Annotated in this window: 15 protein-coding genes and 4 pseudogenes; 9 read left to right on the top strand and 10 right to left on the bottom strand. The window is 58.1% G+C overall.

Features of this window, described 5'->3' with window-relative positions:
• Positions 1-66: 66 nt before the first annotated feature.
• The 7 genes and pseudogenes from EJ067_RS09980 to EJ067_RS09950 all read right to left on the bottom strand — a co-directional run.
• A pseudogene (locus tag EJ067_RS09980) lies at positions 67-785 on the bottom strand (IS5 family transposase); the annotation flags it as partial.
• 174 nt (positions 786-959) lie between these two features.
• Entirely contained in the window at positions 960-1,346 is a 387-nt protein-coding gene (locus EJ067_RS09975; protein ID WP_126078915.1) for a hypothetical protein, read from the bottom strand.
• A 584-nt stretch (positions 1,347-1,930) separates the two neighbouring features.
• Positions 1,931-2,134 (bottom strand): hypothetical protein, encoded by a 204-nt coding sequence (locus tag EJ067_RS09970; RefSeq protein WP_095811644.1) that lies wholly within the window; start codon positions 2,132-2,134, stop codon positions 1,931-1,933.
• 95 nt (positions 2,135-2,229) lie between these two features.
• On the bottom strand, positions 2,230-2,640 hold the full coding sequence (locus EJ067_RS09965) for a hypothetical protein (protein ID WP_126078914.1): 411 nt from the start codon (positions 2,638-2,640) through the stop codon (positions 2,230-2,232).
• 11 nt (positions 2,641-2,651) lie between these two features.
• Positions 2,652-2,972, bottom strand: coding sequence for a hypothetical protein (locus EJ067_RS09960; RefSeq protein WP_126078913.1), 321 nt, complete (start codon positions 2,970-2,972; stop codon positions 2,652-2,654).
• Positions 2,969-3,583 carry a hypothetical protein gene (locus EJ067_RS09955; protein WP_126078912.1) on the bottom strand — a complete coding sequence of 205 codons (615 nt, stop codon included), beginning with the start codon at positions 3,581-3,583 and terminating at the stop codon, positions 2,969-2,971. The genes EJ067_RS09960 and EJ067_RS09955 overlap by 4 nt, the downstream gene beginning before the upstream one ends.
• 1,001 nt (positions 3,584-4,584) lie before the next feature.
• Positions 4,585-5,103, bottom strand: coding sequence for a MucR family transcriptional regulator (locus EJ067_RS09950; protein ID WP_126078911.1), 519 nt, complete (start codon positions 5,101-5,103; stop codon positions 4,585-4,587).
• Between the two features lie 732 nt (positions 5,104-5,835).
• On the opposite strand from EJ067_RS09950, the gene EJ067_RS09940 reads away from it, so the two are divergent.
• The 9 genes and pseudogenes from EJ067_RS09940 to EJ067_RS09900 all read left to right on the top strand — a co-directional run bounded on the left by EJ067_RS09940 (position 5,836) and on the right by EJ067_RS09900 (position 17,202).
• Positions 5,836-6,723, top strand: a complete 888-nt coding sequence (locus EJ067_RS09940; protein WP_126078910.1) for a Shedu immune nuclease family protein — start codon at positions 5,836-5,838, stop codon at positions 6,721-6,723.
• Between the two features lie 49 nt (positions 6,724-6,772).
• Positions 6,773-9,734: pseudogene (locus EJ067_RS35785) on the top strand (TrlF family AAA-like ATPase).
• Positions 9,735-9,842: 108 nt separating this feature from the next.
• On the top strand, positions 9,843-11,405 hold the full coding sequence (locus EJ067_RS09930; RefSeq protein ID WP_126078909.1) for a hypothetical protein: 1,563 nt from the start codon (positions 9,843-9,845) through the stop codon (positions 11,403-11,405).
• Between the two features lie 67 nt (positions 11,406-11,472).
• A pseudogene (locus EJ067_RS09925) lies at positions 11,473-11,652 on the top strand (aldehyde-activating protein); the annotation flags it as partial.
• Between the two features lie 230 nt (positions 11,653-11,882).
• Entirely contained in the window at positions 11,883-12,848 is a 966-nt protein-coding gene (locus EJ067_RS09920) for a DUF4238 domain-containing protein (protein ID WP_126078908.1), read from the top strand.
• Between the two features lie 8 nt (positions 12,849-12,856).
• Positions 12,857-13,035: pseudogene (locus EJ067_RS09915) on the top strand (cold shock domain-containing protein).
• 503 nt (positions 13,036-13,538) lie between these two features.
• Positions 13,539-13,985, top strand: a complete 447-nt coding sequence (locus tag EJ067_RS09910) for a helix-turn-helix domain-containing protein (RefSeq protein WP_126078907.1) — start codon at positions 13,539-13,541, stop codon at positions 13,983-13,985.
• A gap of 67 nt (positions 13,986-14,052) precedes the next feature.
• Positions 14,053-14,556, top strand: coding sequence for a PIN domain-containing protein (locus tag EJ067_RS09905; RefSeq protein WP_245467204.1), 504 nt, complete (start codon positions 14,053-14,055; stop codon positions 14,554-14,556).
• Positions 14,557-15,717: 1,161 nt separating this feature from the next.
• Positions 15,718-17,202, top strand: a complete 1,485-nt coding sequence (locus EJ067_RS09900) for a hypothetical protein (protein ID WP_126078905.1) — start codon at positions 15,718-15,720, stop codon at positions 17,200-17,202.
• Between the two features lie 290 nt (positions 17,203-17,492).
• Here the strand turns inward: EJ067_RS09900 and EJ067_RS09895 are convergent, their stop codons facing one another.
• The 3 genes from EJ067_RS09895 to EJ067_RS09885 are packed head-to-tail and all read right to left on the bottom strand — an operon-like array spanning position 17,493 to position 20,833.
• A complete protein-coding gene (locus tag EJ067_RS09895; RefSeq protein WP_189343224.1) occupies positions 17,493-18,011 on the bottom strand; it encodes a Mov34/MPN/PAD-1 family protein in 519 nt (172 codons plus the stop codon).
• 1 nt (position 18,012) lies between these two features.
• Positions 18,013-19,689 (bottom strand): ThiF family adenylyltransferase, encoded by a 1,677-nt coding sequence (locus EJ067_RS09890; RefSeq protein ID WP_126078903.1) that lies wholly within the window; start codon positions 19,687-19,689, stop codon positions 18,013-18,015.
• Entirely contained in the window at positions 19,682-20,833 is a 1,152-nt protein-coding gene (locus EJ067_RS09885) for a cyclic GMP-AMP synthase DncV-like nucleotidyltransferase (protein WP_126078902.1), read from the bottom strand. The genes EJ067_RS09890 and EJ067_RS09885 overlap by 8 nt, the downstream gene beginning before the upstream one ends.
• Positions 20,834-20,971 lie beyond the last annotated feature (138 nt).

The raw sequence follows: 20,971 nt of genomic DNA, 5'->3' as shown, positions 1-20,971 counted from the left end.
CGGACTTGAGGGATGTCGATCTTTGAAGCGGCAGACTATGCCGTGGCCGCCTTGCGGCGGGCGGATTTCGGGGCGTGCGCAGGCAAGCATGCGGTTGAGGACGGCGCAGCCGATGGCGACTTCGGTCTTCTGAACGGGAAGCGACCGTGCCCGCAAACGCCGCCCGATGGTGGACTTGTATCGCCCTATGGCGGTCTCGACCAGCGAGCGTTTGCCATAACCGTTGGAGACCTGCCATTTCATCCGGCCGTCTCTGCCGATTGCGGCGATATGCTGGTCCCTTTGGCCGGAAGGTCTATCGTCGAATGGTTCGACCGCGTTGACGCGAGGCGGAATGACGATTGCGGCGGCAGCGCTATGATCGATGACTGCGTCGTAAGTCGGTTTTCCGTCATAGGCGTCGTCAGCAGTAAACTGTCCGATCGGACCGCCAATCTGGTCGAGTAGTGGCTCAACTTGAGAGACATCGCCTGATCAGTCAGGGTATGGGCAATGATCTCGCCGCTGTCGGCATCCAGTGCCAGATGCAGCTTGCGCCAACTGCGACGGGATCTGGCGCCGTGGTTCTCCTTGAGCCACTGACCCGCGCCGTAGACCTGCACGCCGGTGCTGCCGACAAGAACATGCACTGGTCCCTCCGGCGGAACCTGGCGATCATGCCGTTTGTTGGGCGATTGCCATGTCCGCGCCCGACGGCTCAGGGTGGTATGATCGGGGACAGCGAGCGCCAGCCCCATCAGTTGCAGCACCGATTCCAGCAAGCCTTCTGCCTGGCGCAGCCGCAGGCATGGCCGCTCGATCCGCTCGCCAAGTCTGGGTCAAACGCATACGGCTCGCTGCAATCGTTCTAGCGCTGGTCGCCGCGGTTCTTGTGGTCGCAGTCTTCAGTGTGTTGCCGCACTGAATTGAGCCTATTCCGCGAAGGCCTGACGAAGGTTCATGGGCAAGGCGTCGAGCTTCTAACAGGGAATCTGGATTACCGAGGTTCCGTGCGGACCTCCTTTTCGATCGGATACCTTTTGGACATCTCGTGCGGCCTTGGCAGCATCGTCAATGCCACACCAGAATCTCATCAGATTAACTTGTTGTGTCGGCCATGGTCCGGAAGAAAAATCCCTATTAAACTGATCGGTGGAATATTCAGCAATTATTGAACCTTTACATTTATCCGGGTAATCAAAGGCGCCGTCGTCGGCCGGGTTCTGGGTATCACGGTCAGCCGGGATGCCGTGCGGAAACGACAGGAGCGGCGTAGCCCACGTCCAGAAGGAATGCAGGACAGAAAAGGTCAAGCCAGCGAGAGCGGCCGACGCCGCAAAGATCGCGAACCGGATCGTCTGGGCCATTTTTTCGTCGCTTGCGCCTCTGGGCGACTTGGCCCGGGTGCTGCGTTTCCCAAAGCTCAACGTCTCGTGCTGGTTCGATGGCAGTGAGCTCGTCGCGATCGAGCACTGGGGCTATCGCCGGCCGCAGTGGTGCATGAAGCACAGGCCAGCCGACTGGCAACCGCTGCCCGACGTCTATCGGCTCGAGCGGGAGCGCGCAGCAGGAAGCGCTCGACCGGGTGCGCATCGCCGTGCAGGCGCGAATGGTTGCCCAAATTCAGGCCGCCGGCAGGAGCGCGCCGGACGCTTCAGCGGTGTAGGACAGCGGCGAGAGGAACTCACGCCAATGTGAGTTGCCGCTGCAGCGAGGAACCCCGTTTCTGTCTCATGCGCTCGTCGACGTTTTTCATGTTGGTGCTCGCAACCCTGTCAGTGGCCGTCAAGCCTCCCATGGCTGGAGCGGCAGGATTGGCGTTCATACAGCCGGCTGGTACCTTATGGCAGACACCATCGGTGCTTAGGGCCGTGTCGCGATCACCCGTAGGGGCCCTGGCGCTGGCCAGGGAAGCCCACCAGAGGCGATCGAGGCGAGGGCGGCGTAGGATTCAGGTGAGCCTTCTCGGCCTATCCTTGCCTTCGCCTTCGGCCAGGAAGGCGGCCAGCGCGCCAACCAATGCTTCGGCGCTGTCCCTCTCGAGGTGAAGCTCGATCTCTTCGTCATCTTCCGTGATCAGCAGCAACTTGCCTATCAGCGGGTCGCGCGAGATGACCACTATATCATCATCCTGAAAGTCGGCTCCCTTGGGCATAGACGATCCTTGCTCTTTGATTGCGCCAGCATGCAGTGGGCCACAGGGAAGCGCCAGAGCGCACCGGACGCGGAGGCGGTGTAAACGCGCCTCTCCTAGTCGTAGATGATCTGGCTACGCTGTCCGTCCAACGTATACAAACTTGATATGGCGCCGATCTCGGTCGAACTCGCAGGCGCCGATCGGTCGACCTGGAGAACGCAATTTGTTGCGGGTCTCAACTCGATCGTCACGGTCGGCGGATCTCCCTGCTGTGTCGCCTTGATGAGGCTGTATTTCAGCCCTCCATGAAGGGGGAGCACGAACACGCGCAGGAAGCTTGTGCAACGTGCGATGGGGGTCTTGGCCGGCCCTGAGTGAGCCGGGGACAGCATCAGCGCATAAGCACATAGCGCAGCCATCAGGAGCCACGCCGCGCACCCAAGGAAGCTACCACGGCGAAAAGACCAGATCGCGCTGGCGAGCATCGCAAGGCCGATTGCGGCGATGTAGAGCGGGACGGCCATGGGCTGATTAATTATGCACTCCATGCGAACCCATTGTTGTAAGCTGTTATCTCCTCGGTCTCATCGGGAGAGCCCATTACCGGGAGGGCAGCCATGTCGACGGTTTTCGCCGAAGGCATAGATCCCACCAGCGCCAGCAGTTGCTGATTGCACTGGAACGCTATCATTCTGGCGATCACGTCGGGGCGGCCGCAATTAGTTGGCAGTATCTTGTTCATGGCGGCGGCAAGACAGGCTTCATAAGCCTCTTTCGGCGTTTCGGAGTGCGCCGCGCGGGCTACAGTCACCGCGGCGATGACCGAAGGCGCCATGCGCAGAAGACGAGCGCTCATTTTCCCCACCATCGAGTGCCGACACCAAGTTCATCAGGGATTGTAGCGGATTCATGGACAAAGGTGTCCCTCGCCCTAGGGAAGCCCGCCGGAGGGCGATCGAGGCGAGGGCGGCATAAGGCAGTGGCGGCAAAGATCGCGGTCAGTCGAGCGACCTTCTTTCCCATTAGGTGTCGCGTGTCACTCGCGAACTGAAGCGTTGCCTTCACACGCTCCATTTGGACTTTCGGGGCGATCGCTCGGTGGAGGGAACGCACAACTGTGAGACTTTCGTCCGTGAAGGGCAGCACCAAATGATAACCCGCGGGGTAGCGAAAATCGTGCAGCTTATTCATCGGCTCCATCTGCGCTACCAGTTCGCAAAGCAAATTGACCTCGGGCAGCCCCTTGGTCTTGCACCGCTTGAGTATCCTTTTGAGCCGGTGTCCCAGATCGAAGATGTCGGCCTTTGACGTCCCGCTGGCTGCAAGGAACGACTTCAGGGCCAACTCCAAGGAGTGAGCCAAGAGGAAGTGGCTCGCGAAATGGCGCACGGGCTGCGCAGGCTCCACCAGCACTTCGAACGCATCCAGGTACTCGACGCTGCGAATGAGGAGATCGCCAGCGAACAAGCCAAGGGGCTGAGGGATTTCAACGTCTGGCCGTCTCACTGCCGTTTATCTAAATCCGCGAAATATGCTTCGATGATCTCACCGCCTGCTTTGTCAATCTGTTCCGACGCCAGGTTGCGATACACCTTGATGTCATCTTTGTGATCGCCGCCATCTCCTCCCCGATCTCATCAAGCGGCGGCTCCGCTTTGCGCAGCCGGAATTCAGCCTGCAGATCGCAGATGGCCGGTAGTCTATCGACTCGTCACGGCTGGCGGCAGCGGCCATAGATTTGAACACGTCGATATAACCTGCCTTCAGTGCCGGCCGGCAGACTCTCATGCGCTCGCCCGGCTTCCACGTACGTCTTCACGTCTTCCATCTCACTCTTTGCGAGCGAGTGCTCCGCACTCTCACTCTCTTGGCGGGGCGTTGCCGGGCAGCCGGACCCGCAGAAGGGGGCGGCCGAGACCGCAGGCTCGGGCGCAGGCGACGGCTTTCCCCGCAAATCCGTGGCGTCGTTAATCCGCACAGCAGGATTTCGGGGCGCGAACGCGCCCTATGAAGCGCCTTACGCCACATCGGTGACGATCCTGCCGAATGCACGTCGATCGACATGTTCGAGAGCTGTGGCAAGTGCCGAGAGGGGATCGGAACAATTGATTCCGTTGAACACCGGACGCGCCGGATCATGACGGGCGAACGCTCCGGCAGACCGAGCACGCGGAAGCGCGATGACTAGACCGCGGGGAGACCTCGCGCGGTGACCTGTATTCGGACGTCTTCATTTCGCGCCTGTTCGCCGAACAGCCAAAGGCGCGCGCGAGCTGCACTTTCATAATTCAGGTCGTCGACCTCGAATGACTTGGCGGTCGTACTGTCGATGTCCTTGTCGTGGCGTTTGACCGAACTCCAAAGCGTGAGCGTGTGTGGAATCCCGCACGTTCCATCGGGCGATCGAGGAGGAAAGGCGTGGGCCTTTCGCTCCTCGCGCCGTCCCGTGCCCTTATCGAGAGCAGCCCTTATGCGGGAACACGCGGCTTTTTGGCAGGCGACTTTGCAACCGATGACTTAGTTGCTGCTGCCGCGGTACGGCCTCCGCTTTTTTTCTTGGGCTCATCGAGCGGTCCTGAAGGCTTTCGGCCCAGCCCGGCTGCTTTTGCCAGTGCAGAGCGGGCTGCAGCGTAGTTCGGTGCCACCATTGGATAATCAGAAGGCAATTTCCATTTCTGCCGATACTCATCCGGAGTGAGATTATAGTGGACGTTGAGATGGCGTCGCAGAGATTTGAATTTCTTTCCGTCCTCAAGGCAGACGATATGATCCGGTGTCACCGATCTCTTTATCGAAACCGCCGGCTCCTGCGGGGTGGCAGTCTCGGCATCAGGCGTACCGATCCGCTGTAAGGCAGCGTGAGTATCACCGATCAGATTTGGCAGTTCCGCTACTGGGACCGGATTGTTCGACACATAGGCCGAAACTATGTCAGCGGCGAGTGATATGAGATCGCCGTTCTCTTGCTGCTGAACGGATGTGGTCATGCTGCTTTCCCTTATTGTTCATCAGTTCCAGTGATCCCCCGTGTTGTGCAATCTGTGCAGGTACATTGTCGAGGCGATTTTCTCAATGACCAATGGCACCGGTTTAGTGGGTTTTCCAAATCCCTGATTGATTGCTTGGGTCACGCCGCGCATTATCGCGTTGGGTGGGGCTATGACAGAATTGCCGAACGTTGCTGGATTCAACTTTCTGGTGGAGGTTCCGCCACAGTTCGATAGATACGTCGCATCAGCAATGCTTCGGAACGCCATCGGAACCACGGTTCGAACCAGGCGACTGCCGCCGCTAAGCTGGAACACGAGTCCGCCGCAGATCGCCTGTTGGTAGAAGGACCGAAGGAGTTGGCAGGCAAACGTGGCGAGCGGCTCAAATGGACACCTATCGCTGTGGCGATACGAGCTACAAAGCCGGCCGCCACGCCGCGTTGGTCTGTAAAAGCGCTTTGACCGTTCGTACGCGTCCGGTATTCCGAGCTCCTTATCCTTTGGCCTGCCCCATGCGGCATGTACATGCAGCGAGTTCGGCCCCCATGAGCAGCAGGGTCACATAGATGCGAGTTTCTCGCTCGTGCCGGTCCGACCGGTAGCCGTTTCTTTTCGGCGAGGTTCCCCGCGACCGCCAAGTTCGAGCTTCACCCATGGGCAAGGAAATCTGTTGCAAATTTCGTTTGTACACGCGAACGCTTTGTCGCACTTCAGAGGGGGCATCCATTCATGAAATCGCTGGTCGACAACAAGCATATTGAAGAATTCAAGGCGTTGCTTTCCAAACCCGGCCGACAAGAGAACGCCATACAGGCTTTCCTCGAGCAACATACGACCTTTCTGCCGACGCCCGGTTTGCTCAACCACCGTCTTCACCTGAACAGCATTATTTCCAAATTCCCGATCGGGGAGCGAATTGCCGATTATGCCTATCTGGCGAAATCGTCGGATGAATGGAAACTCGTTCTTGTGGAACTCGAAGACGCAGGTAAGAAGCTCTTCACCCAATCCAGCAAGCATGTCGGCTTCACCGCTGAGATGAACGACGCGATCGCGCAGGTCGACGTATGGCGGGAATTCTGGAACGAAAACCGCCGAACTGTTCTGGACTCGCTTGAACATCTGCTCGTTCCGCCCGGCATGCGCCGGAACGCCGTATCGCTCGAATGTGTCCTGGTCATCGGCCGTTCAGCCGAAAAAGACAGCAACGAAGCCCGGCGAAAGCGTCTGGCCGCCTTGCGCGCCGACAAACAGATCCAGGTCATGACTTACGACACGATCCTGCGTGCAGTAGGCGCCGGCTTCGGCGAGGCACGCGCGATACTGACGAAGACCGGCTCTGGCTTCCGCCTCCGCTCCGTCGAAGGACTACCCAGCAACCTGTTCACCTATCTCCTGCCAGAGCATCTTTCTGTAGATCCGGATGTCGAAGTCACTTTGCCGGCTGAGGGATACGACATGGATGCGTGGCTGGCGAACTATCCGTTGGCCGTCAATGAGAAATGGCCGGATAAGGGTGCTTGGAAGCGTGCCGAGGAAGCAGGGATGCATCCCAATGTCGTTCGGCTGCTGAAGAGCTCGGAAGAACGGCGACGGGGATCGGAACCAGCCTCCTGACGGCGGGCTGGCTTCATTTAGAGACAATCGATTGTGCAGTGGGGGTAATGTGGGAAACTCGGGATCGCGATGGCTCCGGTGGGAGCCACATATTCATGCGCCGGGGACGGTGCTCAATGACCAGTTCAAAGGCTCGGACACCTGGGACCAATATCTTTCGAAAATCGAGGCGACAACGCCTGCGATCCGCGCGCTGGGTGTGACCGACTACTATCTGCTCGATACCTATAAGCGAGTTCGCGATGCGAAGTACCGTGATGGGCGTCTCGCCGGCGTCGATCTCGTATTTCCGAATGTCGAGCTGCGTTTGGCTTTCGGGACGGTGAAGGGCAACTGGGTTAATTGCCATCTTCTCGTCAGTCCCGAGGATCCGGATCACATCGGCGCGACACAGCGGTTCCTCTCACAGCTGACTTTTGAATATTCCGGAGACAGGTTCGCCTGTACGCCCGACGAATTGGCGCGCCTCGGTTCGAAAATCGACGCCGGCCTGGCGGGACGAGCCGCGCTCGCCCGCGGGGCACCCAATTCAAGGTCAGCTTCGAACAATTGGCGGAACTCTATCGCGCCATCGACTGGGCCAAAAACAACATTCTCATCGCTGTTGCCGGCAGCGAACATGACGGTACGTCCGGCATGCGGGGTGAGGCGGAGGGCGCTCAAAGACAAGAGGTCGAGCGGTTCGCGGACGTCATCTTCGCCAGCAGTGCCACTCAACGCGATTTCTGGTTGGGCAGAAAGGCAAGCGCCAGCCCCGATGATATCCGTTACCGGTATGGAGCTCTTAAGCCATGTCTGCATGGCAGCGACGCGCACGAGACAGGGAAAATCGGCGCGCCGGATGGCGATCGTTACTCCTGGGTTAAGGGCGGAGCGCATTTCGATTCTTTACGCCAAGCCGTGATTGACCCAGCTGGGCGAGCGTTCGTCGGCGCGGCGCCTCCCATTCGGGCGACGCCGTCGCAGGTGATTTCCCGCGTGGCGATCCGAGATGCCGCTTGGGCGGTGACACCAACGATAGAGCTCAATCCCGGCCTGGTCGCGATCATCGGTGCTCGCGGATCCGGCAAGACCGCGCTTGCTGACGCCATCGCCGCCGGCTGCGATGCGGCCTCCTAACATCTCAGCCCCGCTTCCTTTCTCGTTCGCGCCGGAGACCTTTTGAACGGCGCCAGTGTTAAGCTGGATTGGGGAAGTGGCGATCCTTCGTCGCGCGATCTGCTCGACTATGAATACGATCCAGAACTGGACGGACGGTTTCCCCGGGCACGATATCTTTCACAGAAGTTCGTCGAGGAACTTTGCTCAGCCGATGGCATAACCGATGCCCTGCTCAGAGAGATCGAGCGCGTAATCTTTGAGGCGCATCCAGAGAAGGATGGGACATTCCGGTTCGATCAGCTTCTCGATCTGCGCGCCACACGACATCGTCTGGCTCGTGAGCGCGAGGAAGAGGCCATCGGAACCTTGTCGGATGGGATCGGTCTCGAGCGTGAAAAAAGGCGCCAGATTCCGGGGCTCAAGCAGCAGCTCACCCAAAAGGAACAGACGGTCAAGGGCTTGGAAGCGGATCGGGACAAGCTCATTGTCAAAGGCAGCGAAGCGCGCGCCGACCGTCTCACCATCATCGCCAACGCGGCCGAAAAGGTCCGTTCCTATCTACGCTTCTTCGCAAATCAGGAAACGTCTCTTCTCGCCCTTCAGGATGAGGTGAAAGCGTTCCGGCAGAATAAGGCGCCCGAAGCGCTCCGCCAGACCAAGGCGAGTTTCGTTGCTGCTCGACTGGATGACGCCGACTGGAAGGCGTTCCTTCTCGAATATCATGGTGACGTCGATGCTGCGCTTGCGGCCCGGATCGACACCGCGCGCAAGAACGCGGCTGGTTGGCGCGGCGTTGCGCCAACGCCTCTGACCGACCCCAACCAATCATATCTCGCGGCGGATGCCGATCCCGAGAAAATGCCACTGGCAGTCCTTGAGGCAGAGGCAGTGCGATTACAGGCGCTCATCAACATCGACACCGAGACAGCGACCAAGTTCGGCAACCTTGTCAAGCGGATCGCGGAAGAAAATACGCAGATCGAGAACACGCGCCAAAGCCTATCGGATTGCGAAGGGGCGGCGGAACGGATGGCTGAACTAAGCAAGCAGCGGCGGGAAACCTATCTTCGCGTGTTGGGTTCGATCATCGCCGAAGAACAAGTCTTGCGCGACCTTTATAAGCCATTGGTTGATCGCCTTCAGACCGCGAAGGGCACGCTGCAGAAGCTCTCCTTTTCCGCAAAACGGCATGCCGATGTGAAGCAATGGGCTTCGCTTGGCGAGAAGCTCTTCGATCTTCGCCGCGCCGGTGATTTCAAGGGCAAGGGCACACTCGAACAGTGGGCAAACACCAATCTGCGGAAGGCGTGGGAGGAAGGGGACGTCGCCGTGGTTGACGAAGCGATCCAGCGCTTCACCGAGGCCTGGCAGGACGAGTTGCTCGCTGTCGCCAACGTGGCGTCCAATGATCAGGCGGCATACCGAGCCTGGCTGATGCGGTTTGCCAAGTGGCTGTTCAGCACCGATCACATTCAGATCGAGTACGGGATCGACTATGAGGGTACGGACATCACCAAGCTCTCGCCGGGCACACGCGGCATAGTCCTGCTGCTGCTTTATCTCGCGCTCGACGAAAGCGATCATCGGCCCTTGATCATCGATCAGCCGGAGGAAAATCTCGATCCGAAATCCATCTTCGATGAACTCGTCAGCCTGTTCATGTCGCCAAAGCGAAGCGCCAGGTCATCATGGTCACGCACAATGCCAATCTCGTTATAAACACGGACGCGGACCAGATCATCGTTGCAAATGCTGGCACCCACACCCTCGGCCAATTGCCGCCAATCACCTATGTTTCCGGCGGCCTCGAAGATGCCGACATGCGCAAGCAGGTCTGCGACATTCTGGAAGGCGGCGAGGAAGCCTTCAAGGAACGGGCGCGGCGGTTGAGGGTGAGGCTGGAGCGGTGAATTCGGCGGCGAAGGCCGAGGTACGTTTAACAGCGCGGCGAGACATAGTGAGCGAAGAGGGCTGTTAGGAACGCCGCTCGGCGCATGATGTTCCGGAGAAGTGAGTGTATGGACGAGCGTGATGTCGGCACAATAGGAGAAAACCAGTTTCTCAGCTGGTGCCAGCCGGAAGGGTTTCGCGCCCAGAAGTCCGCGGTCGACAGATTAGGTTGGGATTTTCTTCTCGAACGGGAACCTGTGCGAGCGTCGGACCGGCCGCTCGACGGACAAAACGACCTTGCGAAGTTTCTCGTCCAGGTCAAATCGACGGATCGGGCCGGGGAGGCACCCCGCATCAAGCTCTCGGCTTTAAAGCATCTGGTGGACGCAGATCTTCCAGCTGCCATCGTCGTGCTTGAATTCGGCGGCGGGAGCAGACTGCCGACCCGTAGTATGATCGTTCCGGTGGATGAGGTTATCATCCATAAAACATTGCGCCGGGTCAGACGGGAAGAGTCCCGCGGCAACCGCAAGCTTCACAAGATAACCGTTCCCGTACCCCTCGATCGTGCCGTTGAACTGGGGAACGCCGGCGAGGGATTATCGGACGCCCTCAATGTAATGATCTCGGGGTCGTATTCTACTTACATAGAAACAAAGATCCGCGAGCGGCAGACGTGTGGCTTTGAAGATGGCTCGATCCTCGGCAGTTTTTTTGTTCCCGGAGAGGATGGGCACGATAAGATTCACGACCTATTCCTGGGCAAACGGCGGGAAATCGATATCGAGCATCTGACCCTCGAGCGCCGGCGGTTTGGCATACCCCTCGACAACGATACCGATTTCTTCCAAAGGGCGATCCTTGAGTTTGACGCGCCACCACTCATGGCCGCATCGATTGAACTTCAGGACATCGAGGATGGAACTTGGACCAAGTTTGCGGTCAAGATGTATGTGGTGCCGCCCTTCGTCGAAGGGGGACAGAAAGCTCCAATACGACTTGCCAACAACTTCTTTGAGGTGAACCTCGATTTCGCGAACGAGCGGGCAGGTATCATTTTTGACTATGACGGATCCCGCTCTGTCGGATTGGACGAGGCAGTCACGATGATCGAGGTCGGTGCGATACTAGCGCGCTCGAAGAAAAAATTGAAGATCGAAGTTGGATCCGCAAGCTTGGAATTGCCGGCCGCAGAGGGTGAAAAGGGACCATTCCGAAACTGGATTCCGGTTGCTCCCATGCTTCGTCGGATGGCATCTGCTATCGATCGGCACAACAGGACGAGAAAGCCTAGACTTCTCCTGTCCGATTTCTATGACTGGATCGAAAGATACCAAGACTTCCTGGCATTAGGCTCAACTCCAGGTGCGAACCTCTTCATCCCACGCTGGGAGGACGACGCCGTCGTGGATAGGCAGGACACCCTTCTTGCGCCTCTCACGTTGGAGCTGGCTGCGGCTCAGTATACTGCTTTGATCGAGGTACCCATCGAGACAATAAAACGTGATGATCGGGAGTTCAGCATCATCGGGGGCCAGCCGCGGGTCGTCGACGATATCGCCCGTGCGCCGGGCGCAAGCACCATGGACTTCATCGACCGGGCTATCGAGAGATCGAAACGCGAGCGCCGAGCCATCGGTCCTGCACTCGTCGCCGCAGCATTTGAAAATTGGGCGATCGCGTCGGCATAGTGCTCTCTCAGCGACTGTTCTCCCGGCGTCCTTTAGCCACCCGGAACTTGTTCGAAGACGGCAATTGGCCGGACCTGGTTTCACAGCTTTCGTATCTTCGGTGATCGAAGGCGGTGTAAATCCATCTGAGATGGATGGTATCCGTGCAAAACTCAGGGAGCTCGGCCTTGAGCCCTATGACTGCCTCTCGGCACTCATGGATGTTATCGCGACATGGATGGCAAAGAAAAACGGCGTGCTGCGTTGATGAGAAGGGCGGGCTGGAGCGATCCGACCCGCCAGCTTATTTCTCTTTTTGTCAGCTACCGACCTGGAGATATTTCCTCGAAAAGCGCCAGCATGCCTGACTCGAGATGACGAGCTGCCGAGATTCCGCGTGGCGCTGACCTTCGGCAGGCCGGGTATTCCGCGAGATCGGTGCTCGGCGGCCGACAGTGGCCGTATCAAGGGGAGGGTATAGCACGATATAGACGCTGCATGCGCAAGGAGTTCAAGCAGAACTATCCCAACAAGCACCACTTCCTTCCGGTGTTCTACCTGAAGGAATGGGCTGGTGCTGATGGGCGCGTCGTTCAGTTCAGTAGGCCGAGGCCAAACGACAAGGAGGTCAAGGCCTTGCGCCGACATCCGAGTGCCGTTGGTTACATCAACGGCCTCTATGCCGTGGAGGGTTTGCCGGAGAAGGTCGCGAACCTCTTCGAGACAGAGTTCACTCGACCGGTCGACACGGAAGCGGCGGCTGCTATGCGGCGTCTGATGATGGGGAGGTTTGATAGCGATGCGACGCCCAAGGAAGCGGTAGCGTGGATCAAATACCTGCTTTCGCTGATGATGCGCATGCCGGCTGATATCAGACGGCTAAAGCACTACGTCAAGCACGATTGGTTTTCGGATCTCCCAAGCTTGCAGGCCGCTTTCAAGCGGTCCGGAATGATGGGCAACCCCCAAACGGTGGAGGATTATCTAAGGCTGCTCGGGCCGACGTTTGACGAGAGGGCTGCGATGATCGCGTTAAGCGGCATGATCCAAGTCGAAGCTGCGATTAAGGCCATAGGGCAATTGCAGTGGACGGCGAGCAATGTCTATGGCGAGCGTGAATTCGTCACCTCAGATCGTCCGATAATTGCCTCTGTCGGGATGACCGGCCCTAAGGCGCACATTATCCTGCCCATTGGCCCCCACCGGGTCTTCATAGCCACGAAGACGGAAGAGTTCAGGCGACATCTGTTTGATAAGCGGCCGTGGGACTTCGTGACAGCGGTTAATAAGCACATTGTGAACAATGCCACCGACTACGTGTACGGCAGTAACGCAGCTGCTTTGAGGTTCGTGCAGAAACACATGGGCGAGGGTCGAGAGGAGACCTTTCTAGAGAGGATCAACAAACTTCGCATGGCTGAGATTGCGAAACCTGCGTCGGAACGCGTTGATCTCGATCTCTAAGACAACAAATCGCAAAAGGGTTTTGGTTTCATTCAGCAGATCAGGGCGGCCCGGATGTATTCGTGCATATTTCTGCGGTGGAGCGCTCCGGCCTACGTGGCTTCAAGACAGGCAGAAGGTCAGTTACGAACTGGTGCAGGACAAACGTTCCGGAAAAACGTCGGCCGGCGAGCTTCGGGTGATCTGAGGGGCTGACCGGCTGCGCGCGGGTCGGTCATGCCTTCCACATTGTCGAGCGGAGAAGCGCCGGGACATGTTCCGGGTCGAGTTCGCCGCATATCTCGACTCCAGCAGATCCGGCCCTAGCCAAGCGATCACCCTCCTGAGCGGCCAGTAGGCGTGGGCCAGCTAGGGCCCCTTCCTCGGCTCGATTGGCTCTGTCGCAGTCGCGGGCTGCTTCCGCCATTTCGTGTTGCGCATCAGTCAGCTCTCGTAGTTCGTTGATGCGGCGACTTATCTCGGACGTGGTGAACTCTCCTCTTTGTTTCCTGGGCGGCACGTTCGGACGTCAGCAAAGACCTGCACCAAACACGAGCGTCATGCGTTAACGTCGGATGCAAAGCTCGTCCTTGGCCATTCTCTGGGAATGGGAACAAAAAGGGCGACGATTCGTTCATTTGTTTCGGTTATTTCGGATATTGCGATTGCTGATTCGTGGTGCTATATCCGTGGAACACAGGGAAGACGACCATGACTACGCTGCTCGAACGACCGATATTGCCTTCGGCCGACGATGCCGAATTGGCTGCGGAGGCCAGCCGCCACCTTTCTAGAGCCAAGCACGAGGATGCTGAATTGCGCATCCAAGTGGATGGGGGAGAGATGCTGCGCCTGCCTAAGGCAGTGAACGATCTTCTCTATCATTTGCTCACCGAAATGGCACAGGGTAATGCCGTTACCCTGTTCCCAATCCATGCCGAGCTGACCACACAGGAGGCTGCTGACTACCTGAATGTGTCACGTCCTTATCTTGTTCGACTCCTCGAGGAGGGTAAGGTCAAGTTCCATATGGTAGGAACTCATCGACGGGTCAAATTCCGAGATTTAGATGCATTCCGTAGGTCAACTGAGGAAGAGCGTCAGCGCGTAATGGATGAACTCGCAGCCCAAGCGCAGGATTTGGGGATGGGCTATTAGGAAGTCCAGTTACACCGTCATTCTCGACGCTTGCGTATTATACCCGGCCCCGCTGCGAGACTTCCTGATGGAGCTTGCAGCGGGAGGGCTATTTCGCGCGAAATGGACTGAACAAATCCATGACGAATGGATTCGCAACGTGCTTAAGAATCGCGAGGACCTTAAGCCCGAGCAGCTTTTGCGGACAAAACAACTGATGAACCAGGCAGTGCCTGACTGCACGGTTGAAGGCTACGAGGACCTGATTGAGGGTCTAAAACTACCTGACGGTGACGACAGACATGTTCTCGCAGCCGCTATCCATGCGGCTTGTGACGCCATCATCACTTTCAATCTGAAAGACTTTCCGCGTGACTATCTCGCCAAGTTCCAGATAGAGCTTCTGCATCCGGACGAATTTCTGTTCCATCAGTTTGGCCTGAATACAGCCGCCGTCGTGGTAGCGGCCCAGCGTTGTCGTAAACGTTTGAAAAACCCTCCGAGAACGGCAGAGGAATACCTCGATACCCTCGAGCGGCAAGGGCTCACCAAAACGGTGACCGAACTCCGAAACTACGCCTCGGTCATTTAGCCCCAGCGGCGCTCTGCAGAAGCCAGGAAGGCATGAGGTTCTTCGGTGGCGAAGGCGCATCGCTCTATCGAGCTTCGTCTGTGCGTTATTTCACGGCCGCAGCCGAGCAGGGGAGCTTTCGCAAGCCAGGTTTCGCGCTCGGCATTCAGGTATCGAACAATCAGGCGGCGCATCCGTGACCCTTTAGAACCAAACAACCTCTACATTCTGCCGTACGGGAGGCTGGCACGGTAGAGGGCGAGGCGGTGATCGCTGCCCCTGGATCATTGCCAAGATCGCGTTCTTGACGGCCGGCCAAAATGGTGCCCGGCAGGCCATATACGCGAGGCAGAGCATCCCGGTACTTTGCACCGATTGCGGACGTTGACTCGCTGCCCAAAAGCGGACCGGCCTCCAGATCCGTTCCACGGTGGGAAACGAACAAACTTGGACGCCACCGCTCAATCTTCATCTTCGAGTGGCCTGTTCCGCGGCGCTATCTGCTCTGCTATGGTCATGTTTGGCCACGCTACGGCCGGCACGGGCCGTGCGGGATGGCAATATCGATAACCGCAGCCACGATACGTTAGGATCACTTGAATAGGGTCCAAGTGTGCTCAAATCTCGACGGCAAACCATTTCTAACAGCTGCATATCATGAAATGCTGCACCAAAGTGACATTCGATTCCCTTCCAGGTGGCGCCCGACGCTGGTCAAGGCCCTTTTCAACCGCTAGCTGTGATGCTGACAAGACGATTGCAAGAATTGCTGAATGAAGTCAGAAGCGCGGGGGGAGAGCTATTCTCAGGCATAGGCGTGCTGGTGAGCAATGCTCCCGACGATTTGCCCATCATGCCACTCCGCCCGGCGTTCGAACCGTCGAACGATACGTGCACAACTAAGATTCTTACCGAAATCTCGCGCTTGACGTCTGATTACCATGACGGGTTTCATGTGCTCTCGTCTGATTTCCGCGTGTTGAGACTATCCGTCTACTTCTCACCACCGATAGCGCACGAAGCCGCAGCGGGGCCACGGGTGCATGGGGGCGGGCGCTATTGGGCTGCTCGATTCGGTTCGGCGTTACCGGCTGTCCTCGCGGCGGGCGTGGCTAGTACGCATTACGGCGTGGCGGTCTTCGAGAGAGGCCGCGAGGTTCACAACTTTTGACAAGGCGACCGATGAGCCCGAATAATAATGGTTCTGTGGTGCACGCGTTGGGCGATGCAAACCTTCCGAATATTGCTGGCCGCTGGAGCATGAACATTACATGGCAGCGTGGGGAGAAAACCGGCGATGTCAAAGCCGCCGCAATCATTCGCGAAGACTCAAACGGGATCAGCATGGAGGTGCAATCCAAGAACTCGGACTCACGCACAATCTTCGCACGCTACGGACGTGAGGGTTCGAGTGGTCCAGTACTTCATTATTTGTACGAAGTTGAGCCTAAGTTTCTTGAAGTGAACAATGATGGCCCGTACAAAGGCGCGGCTATATTGAGGTTCTACGAAGATGGTAACGAACTCCGCGGAAATTATTGGACGAGTCAATTATCAAAGGGGCACTTCCGGCTCCGACGTTGGACGCAAGCGGAGAGCGAGGTCATAGCCGGGGAGCGGACGGATGTTTTGCTGATTACAGCGATAGAGGAAGAGTTCGTAGCTGCAAAAGTCGCATTTACGGCGCTCATGCCGGGGCACAACGGCGTGCGCGAGTGGCGCCTTCGCGAGGATTCCAGTTCCTGCCATCTCGCTGGAACCTTCTTTTCGGGTGGTGAACCACTGTTCACTCTGGCTTTGGCAAAGCCCACGAGAATGGGGGCCAACCGGACAGGCGCCTTGGCGATGATGTTGGCGGAGCGCTTACGACCAAGGTATTTGGTGATGTGCGGCGTGTGCGCGGGTAACCCGGCGGATTTAGCGCTGGGCGACGTGGTTGTCTCCGAAATGACGTACCAGTATGACGAGGGCAAGGTCGATCAGTGCGGCTTCACCGGCGATCATCGACAGTCGCCTGTTTCTATTGACTGGCTACGGGCAGCCGATGCGCTCTCCGCCGAAGCGACGCCGAGCTACGGACGTCCGACCGATGCCGATGCACGCTTCTGGATCATGGAACGCCTCAATGGCGGGGGTGACCCAAAGAGGCATCCTGCTCGGCGACGCTATTTCGAACCGGGCAAATGGCGCGCTGCCGTTGAAGCGCTCGAAGCCGATGCGCTTGTCGTTGTAGAGGGCGACGCTCTTCGGCTAACCAGCAAAGGTGAGAACGAAGTTCGACGCTCGATACTCATGGATGTGGACCCGCCCGCGCGGTTGCCGTTTGCCATCAAGCGGGGCCCAATTGCGAGTGGAAATGTGGTTGTCAAGGACGGCCTAACCTGGGACATGCTCGCCCGCATGGGCGTGCGTTCGGTTCTCGGGCTTGAAATGGAGGCGGCTGTCATCGGAGAGGTGGCCCGAAGCGCCGGAATCGAGCGGTGGATCGTGATCAAAGGCGTCATGGACCATGCCGATCCGAAGAAAGATGATAGGTTCAAACCGTTCGCAGCTCGGGCTTCAGCTGAGGTCCTCCGAGTGTTCTTGATCGGCAGGTTCTCCGCATTGTCAGGTCACTCGGCCAATAGAAAAGGCCCGTCAGCCAGCCAGTCTGGTATCGACAAGTGAATAGTCCGAATGTGGATATTCTTCGTGTTCGGAAAGGGTCCGGCCGTCGACGGCGGAGCGCCCTCGTCCGTCAGGTACAGGATGATTTGCCCGATGGCATCCCCCTGCAGCCCATGGAATTTCAGCCCCTCGACTCACTTATTTTGTCAGGTGAATGCTGGGGTTTCACCGGTGGACATGAGAAACTTACCTTTCTGTTCCACGCCTCCGGTCGGCTCCGCCTCCCTCCGGCCCGTCACCGACGGAACAAACCTTCAACCGACATCATGAACCCGATGGGGGGCAGTTCTTCATGACACAAAGGGGGCAGTTCCGGATGGCGTTTGACAGGCGATGTGAATTTCAGCCTTTTCCGCATCGGCATATTGGGTGGGCAGAACTGTGCCGCGGCAACCTAGACCGGCCCAATATCCCCGTCTGCCTACAATCAGGAACAAGACGGGACCTTCTCGGTGGTGCCGCATCACATTGCTCCAGGTTCTGAGGTCGAGTCCTGATGGGGACGGATAGTCCTCTGGATGGGTATGCCATTCCCCGACGTAGGTTTCCGTGCGCTGGCTCTTCCGCCACGCCTCCTTGGCGGCCCGGTCATGGCCTGTATCCAATCGGTCGAACATGTAGCGCAGGCGTCGGTCTGCGGGCATTGGCACGGTACATTCGCAAATATCAATATGGCGGCCGCGATAGCTTCCGATAAGGATGCCGCCGGCCTCAGCTGCGTCCCTCCCTGTCTGCGCATGTGCGGATACCGCGTCGATGACATGATTTTCAACTACGACCAAGGTGTCGCGCGCGAAGCTCAGGATCAAGTCAGGCCTCCTGGCCGCAAGCTGGACAATTCGCAGCCTTAGCGGGGAGAGCGTCTTTCACCATGAATGCCTTATGTCGATCCAGCGTCGCCGATCGGAAGGTTGGCTCCCTCACACCATTCACCCAATCAATTGCGGCCTCGCAAGCCAGCGAAGCTGCTGCGACCGACCGCGACACGGGAAAGGGTACATATCGAGCATCGCCGCACGCCAGGTTGCGTTCGACCTCGGTCTCCACGCCCTTCTTAAGCGTGCGGAATCGAGGTTCGCCATTCAGTGCCGGCTTCAGGCATTTGAAGCAGGCACCGTCCGGGCCACAGACGAGTAGGCACTGCGCGGCGGCTCCATTGCCGATAAGCCAAACGAACAAGGCCGCAGGTGCATGCGGCCGCGAGCGAACGATTTTGTCGTTTATAGCGATCGACAAGGCCTCCTCTCCAGTTGCATCGACGAGCAGGTCGAAGCGGTTGAATGCCAAGTCCCTGTCAAACACGTCGCCGGCGGCTGCGCTGACCGACAACATAGGCAGTTGATCATAGAGGAAAGCGGCGCAGCCTTCCGCTTTGTTTTTCCCAAGATAGGGCGCTCCAAGCAGGTGCCGCCCCAGATTTTCCGTTTTCAAGGTATCACGATCGACGAGCGTGAGCTTTCCGCCTTGCGCCCCAGCGCCCGCCTGAGCAAGCTGATGCGCCAGAAATCCGCCGATGGTTCCGCAACCGATCAGTAGGATACGTTTGCCACTGAGATTCTTGATCCTGCTCATGTTGCGTCCGAATACGTATTGCGGGTCAGCCCGGTAGCCACTCGTCCTGTCCACCCCGATCTTGCTTGCGAAGCGCTCCAAGAGATAAGGGAGCGCCGCTCGCCGGGTTTTCAAAAACTCAGGCGTTCGGAAGCCCTTTGGCAATTCGATCCGGGCAATGAACACACCGTTCGCAGCGGCGATGGCGAGATATTGAACGCTGCCGTGGGACTGTCGGAGCGCTATCTCGATAGCGCCCACTAGACCCGGGTCGACCCATCTGAGCCAGACGTTTAAGTCCGCGAGAGTGTCAGGCGGCCAATGACCGTCCGGATTGATGGTGAGGCGCTTTTTCGTTCTCACGACCCGGCATGGCAAACCCTCGCTCGGCTTATACCTGCCCTTGCCAGGATCCGGCGCCTTTGTCAGCCAACTGGCTCCGCGCGTCAGGACGATCTGGGCCTCGCCCCTCCCGTCCGGCTCGCTGACGTTGATTTTGGCGTCCCCAGTGAAGCCCACGGGCAGGTCAATCATCACCGGAACCAGTCCCCAGTAGACCTGAAACTCATCGGCGAAATCGGCGTCAAGGCGACCCCGCATACCGTCGCGGAGTACTTTGTCGGCCTGCTCCAGGCACTGCAGCACGGTGCCAGTTGGATTGTAACGGTCGAGAATGACGGCACCCTGTTCGAAATAGCAAAGCGACAAATCGCTGCTCAGCAGGTGAGGTATCGTCCGCTTGATGTCTGCTTGATCTGCGAGCCGGATCGTCGGTGCACGCACGAAGTTGAGGTCCGTTACCTCGACTGTGGCCGATATCTTGAGGTCGGTCGGATCGAGCAATCCTACGTAGGTACCGCTGCCCCAATCACGCTTGAACTCCCGCTGGGAAAAGGCGTCATGAATGCGGCGCCTAATATCCCTTTCATCAGCCACTAGTGGAACGGCCCACAGTCGGAGCAGCCACGATCTTCGGCGCGTGGGAACGCACCTCAGCGCGAGCCGCTTCAGCGATGTTCACGAGGTCGGGGCGGTTAGGAATCCGGTCACCGAATGCCTCCTGCATGGCGGCGACAGCCTCCTGGCAGTTCGCCGAGTGATGAACCGCTTCCCGGACGTTAGCGTGCAGGCGCCGGGCTTCTGCGATGGCGACTTCGCGCTGCTCGCTGTCAAGCTTCGCATCTAGCTTCTCGCTACGATCGGCAGGGTTGAGCACCGGTCCTTCGAGCAGCTTTGGCAGCCGCTCGACGACCGTGAGCAACGCCAAATCCTCCCGCGTGGGCATATCGCGACGCCCCATCTCCTCAAATACCTCGAAAGCACAGGCCATGAGAATGATAGACGACACGCCATCAAGGGTCGGATGATTATAATCCCGCCAGCCCTTGAGGTAGCGGCACACTCGCCGTAGGATTTCGCCGTGTACCTCGACGGCGTCGACGAACCACTTCCTAATTTTCCTCGGATCGGATGCAATCCAATCCTTCTCGCGGTGAGCCAATAGGACACTGTCGGCCGGAAGGTCCTCCCACTTCAGTGCCGTGTCCCCGGCCGCCATCCGCTTAGTGACCATGTCAGCGCTGGCATGCGCCGCCTTTTCCAGCGTTTGAAATTCTCGGTCGGGAATGGCGTATAGGGGAATGTCCACGTGAGCGTCATCTGCGATGACGAGCCGGCAACACGTCGGTTTCTCGACGAATCGCCAGCCCTTTTCCTTCGCTAGATGGCGCAGCGCTTCATCGATGAATGCGAAGAAGAGGGTTGCCGCGTCGCTCGGCTGAGCACCGCGCACGAAGTTAAGTGGCAGATAGCACCCATCGTCCATGTCCATCTGCTGCTTGGGCACATAGATCGGATAATTGATGGTTTTGTAGGATACGCTCCCTTGAGTGAAGAATCTGGGTTCGATCACGAAGCCCAGCCCCTGCCGACTCCGCGCGGCGAACCATTCCTTGAGAAAAGCCCGGACATAAAGACGCGCCTCTCGAAGCTTCTCGACGTCCGACGTGTCGAGCGTCAGGTTCTCCAGAAATGTCTCCGGGTCGGTGGTCGTATGGAGCAGTTTCGATACATTTGCCAAAGGTGAACCCCACTGTCGGCGATCGTCTGATGGATCGATTGCGAAGGAACCCGAATCGTTGGTTAATCTTACTCGGATCCGCGGCATCTATGAAGAACATATTACGAACATAGGCTTCTTCTCCACGGATAAACGAGA

Origin of the sequence: Mesorhizobium sp. M1D.F.Ca.ET.043.01.1.1 (genome assembly GCF_003952385.1) — a bacterium.
Lineage (GTDB): Bacteria > Pseudomonadota > Alphaproteobacteria > Rhizobiales > Rhizobiaceae > Mesorhizobium.
This window is presented reverse-complemented; position numbering and strand designations above follow the sequence as displayed.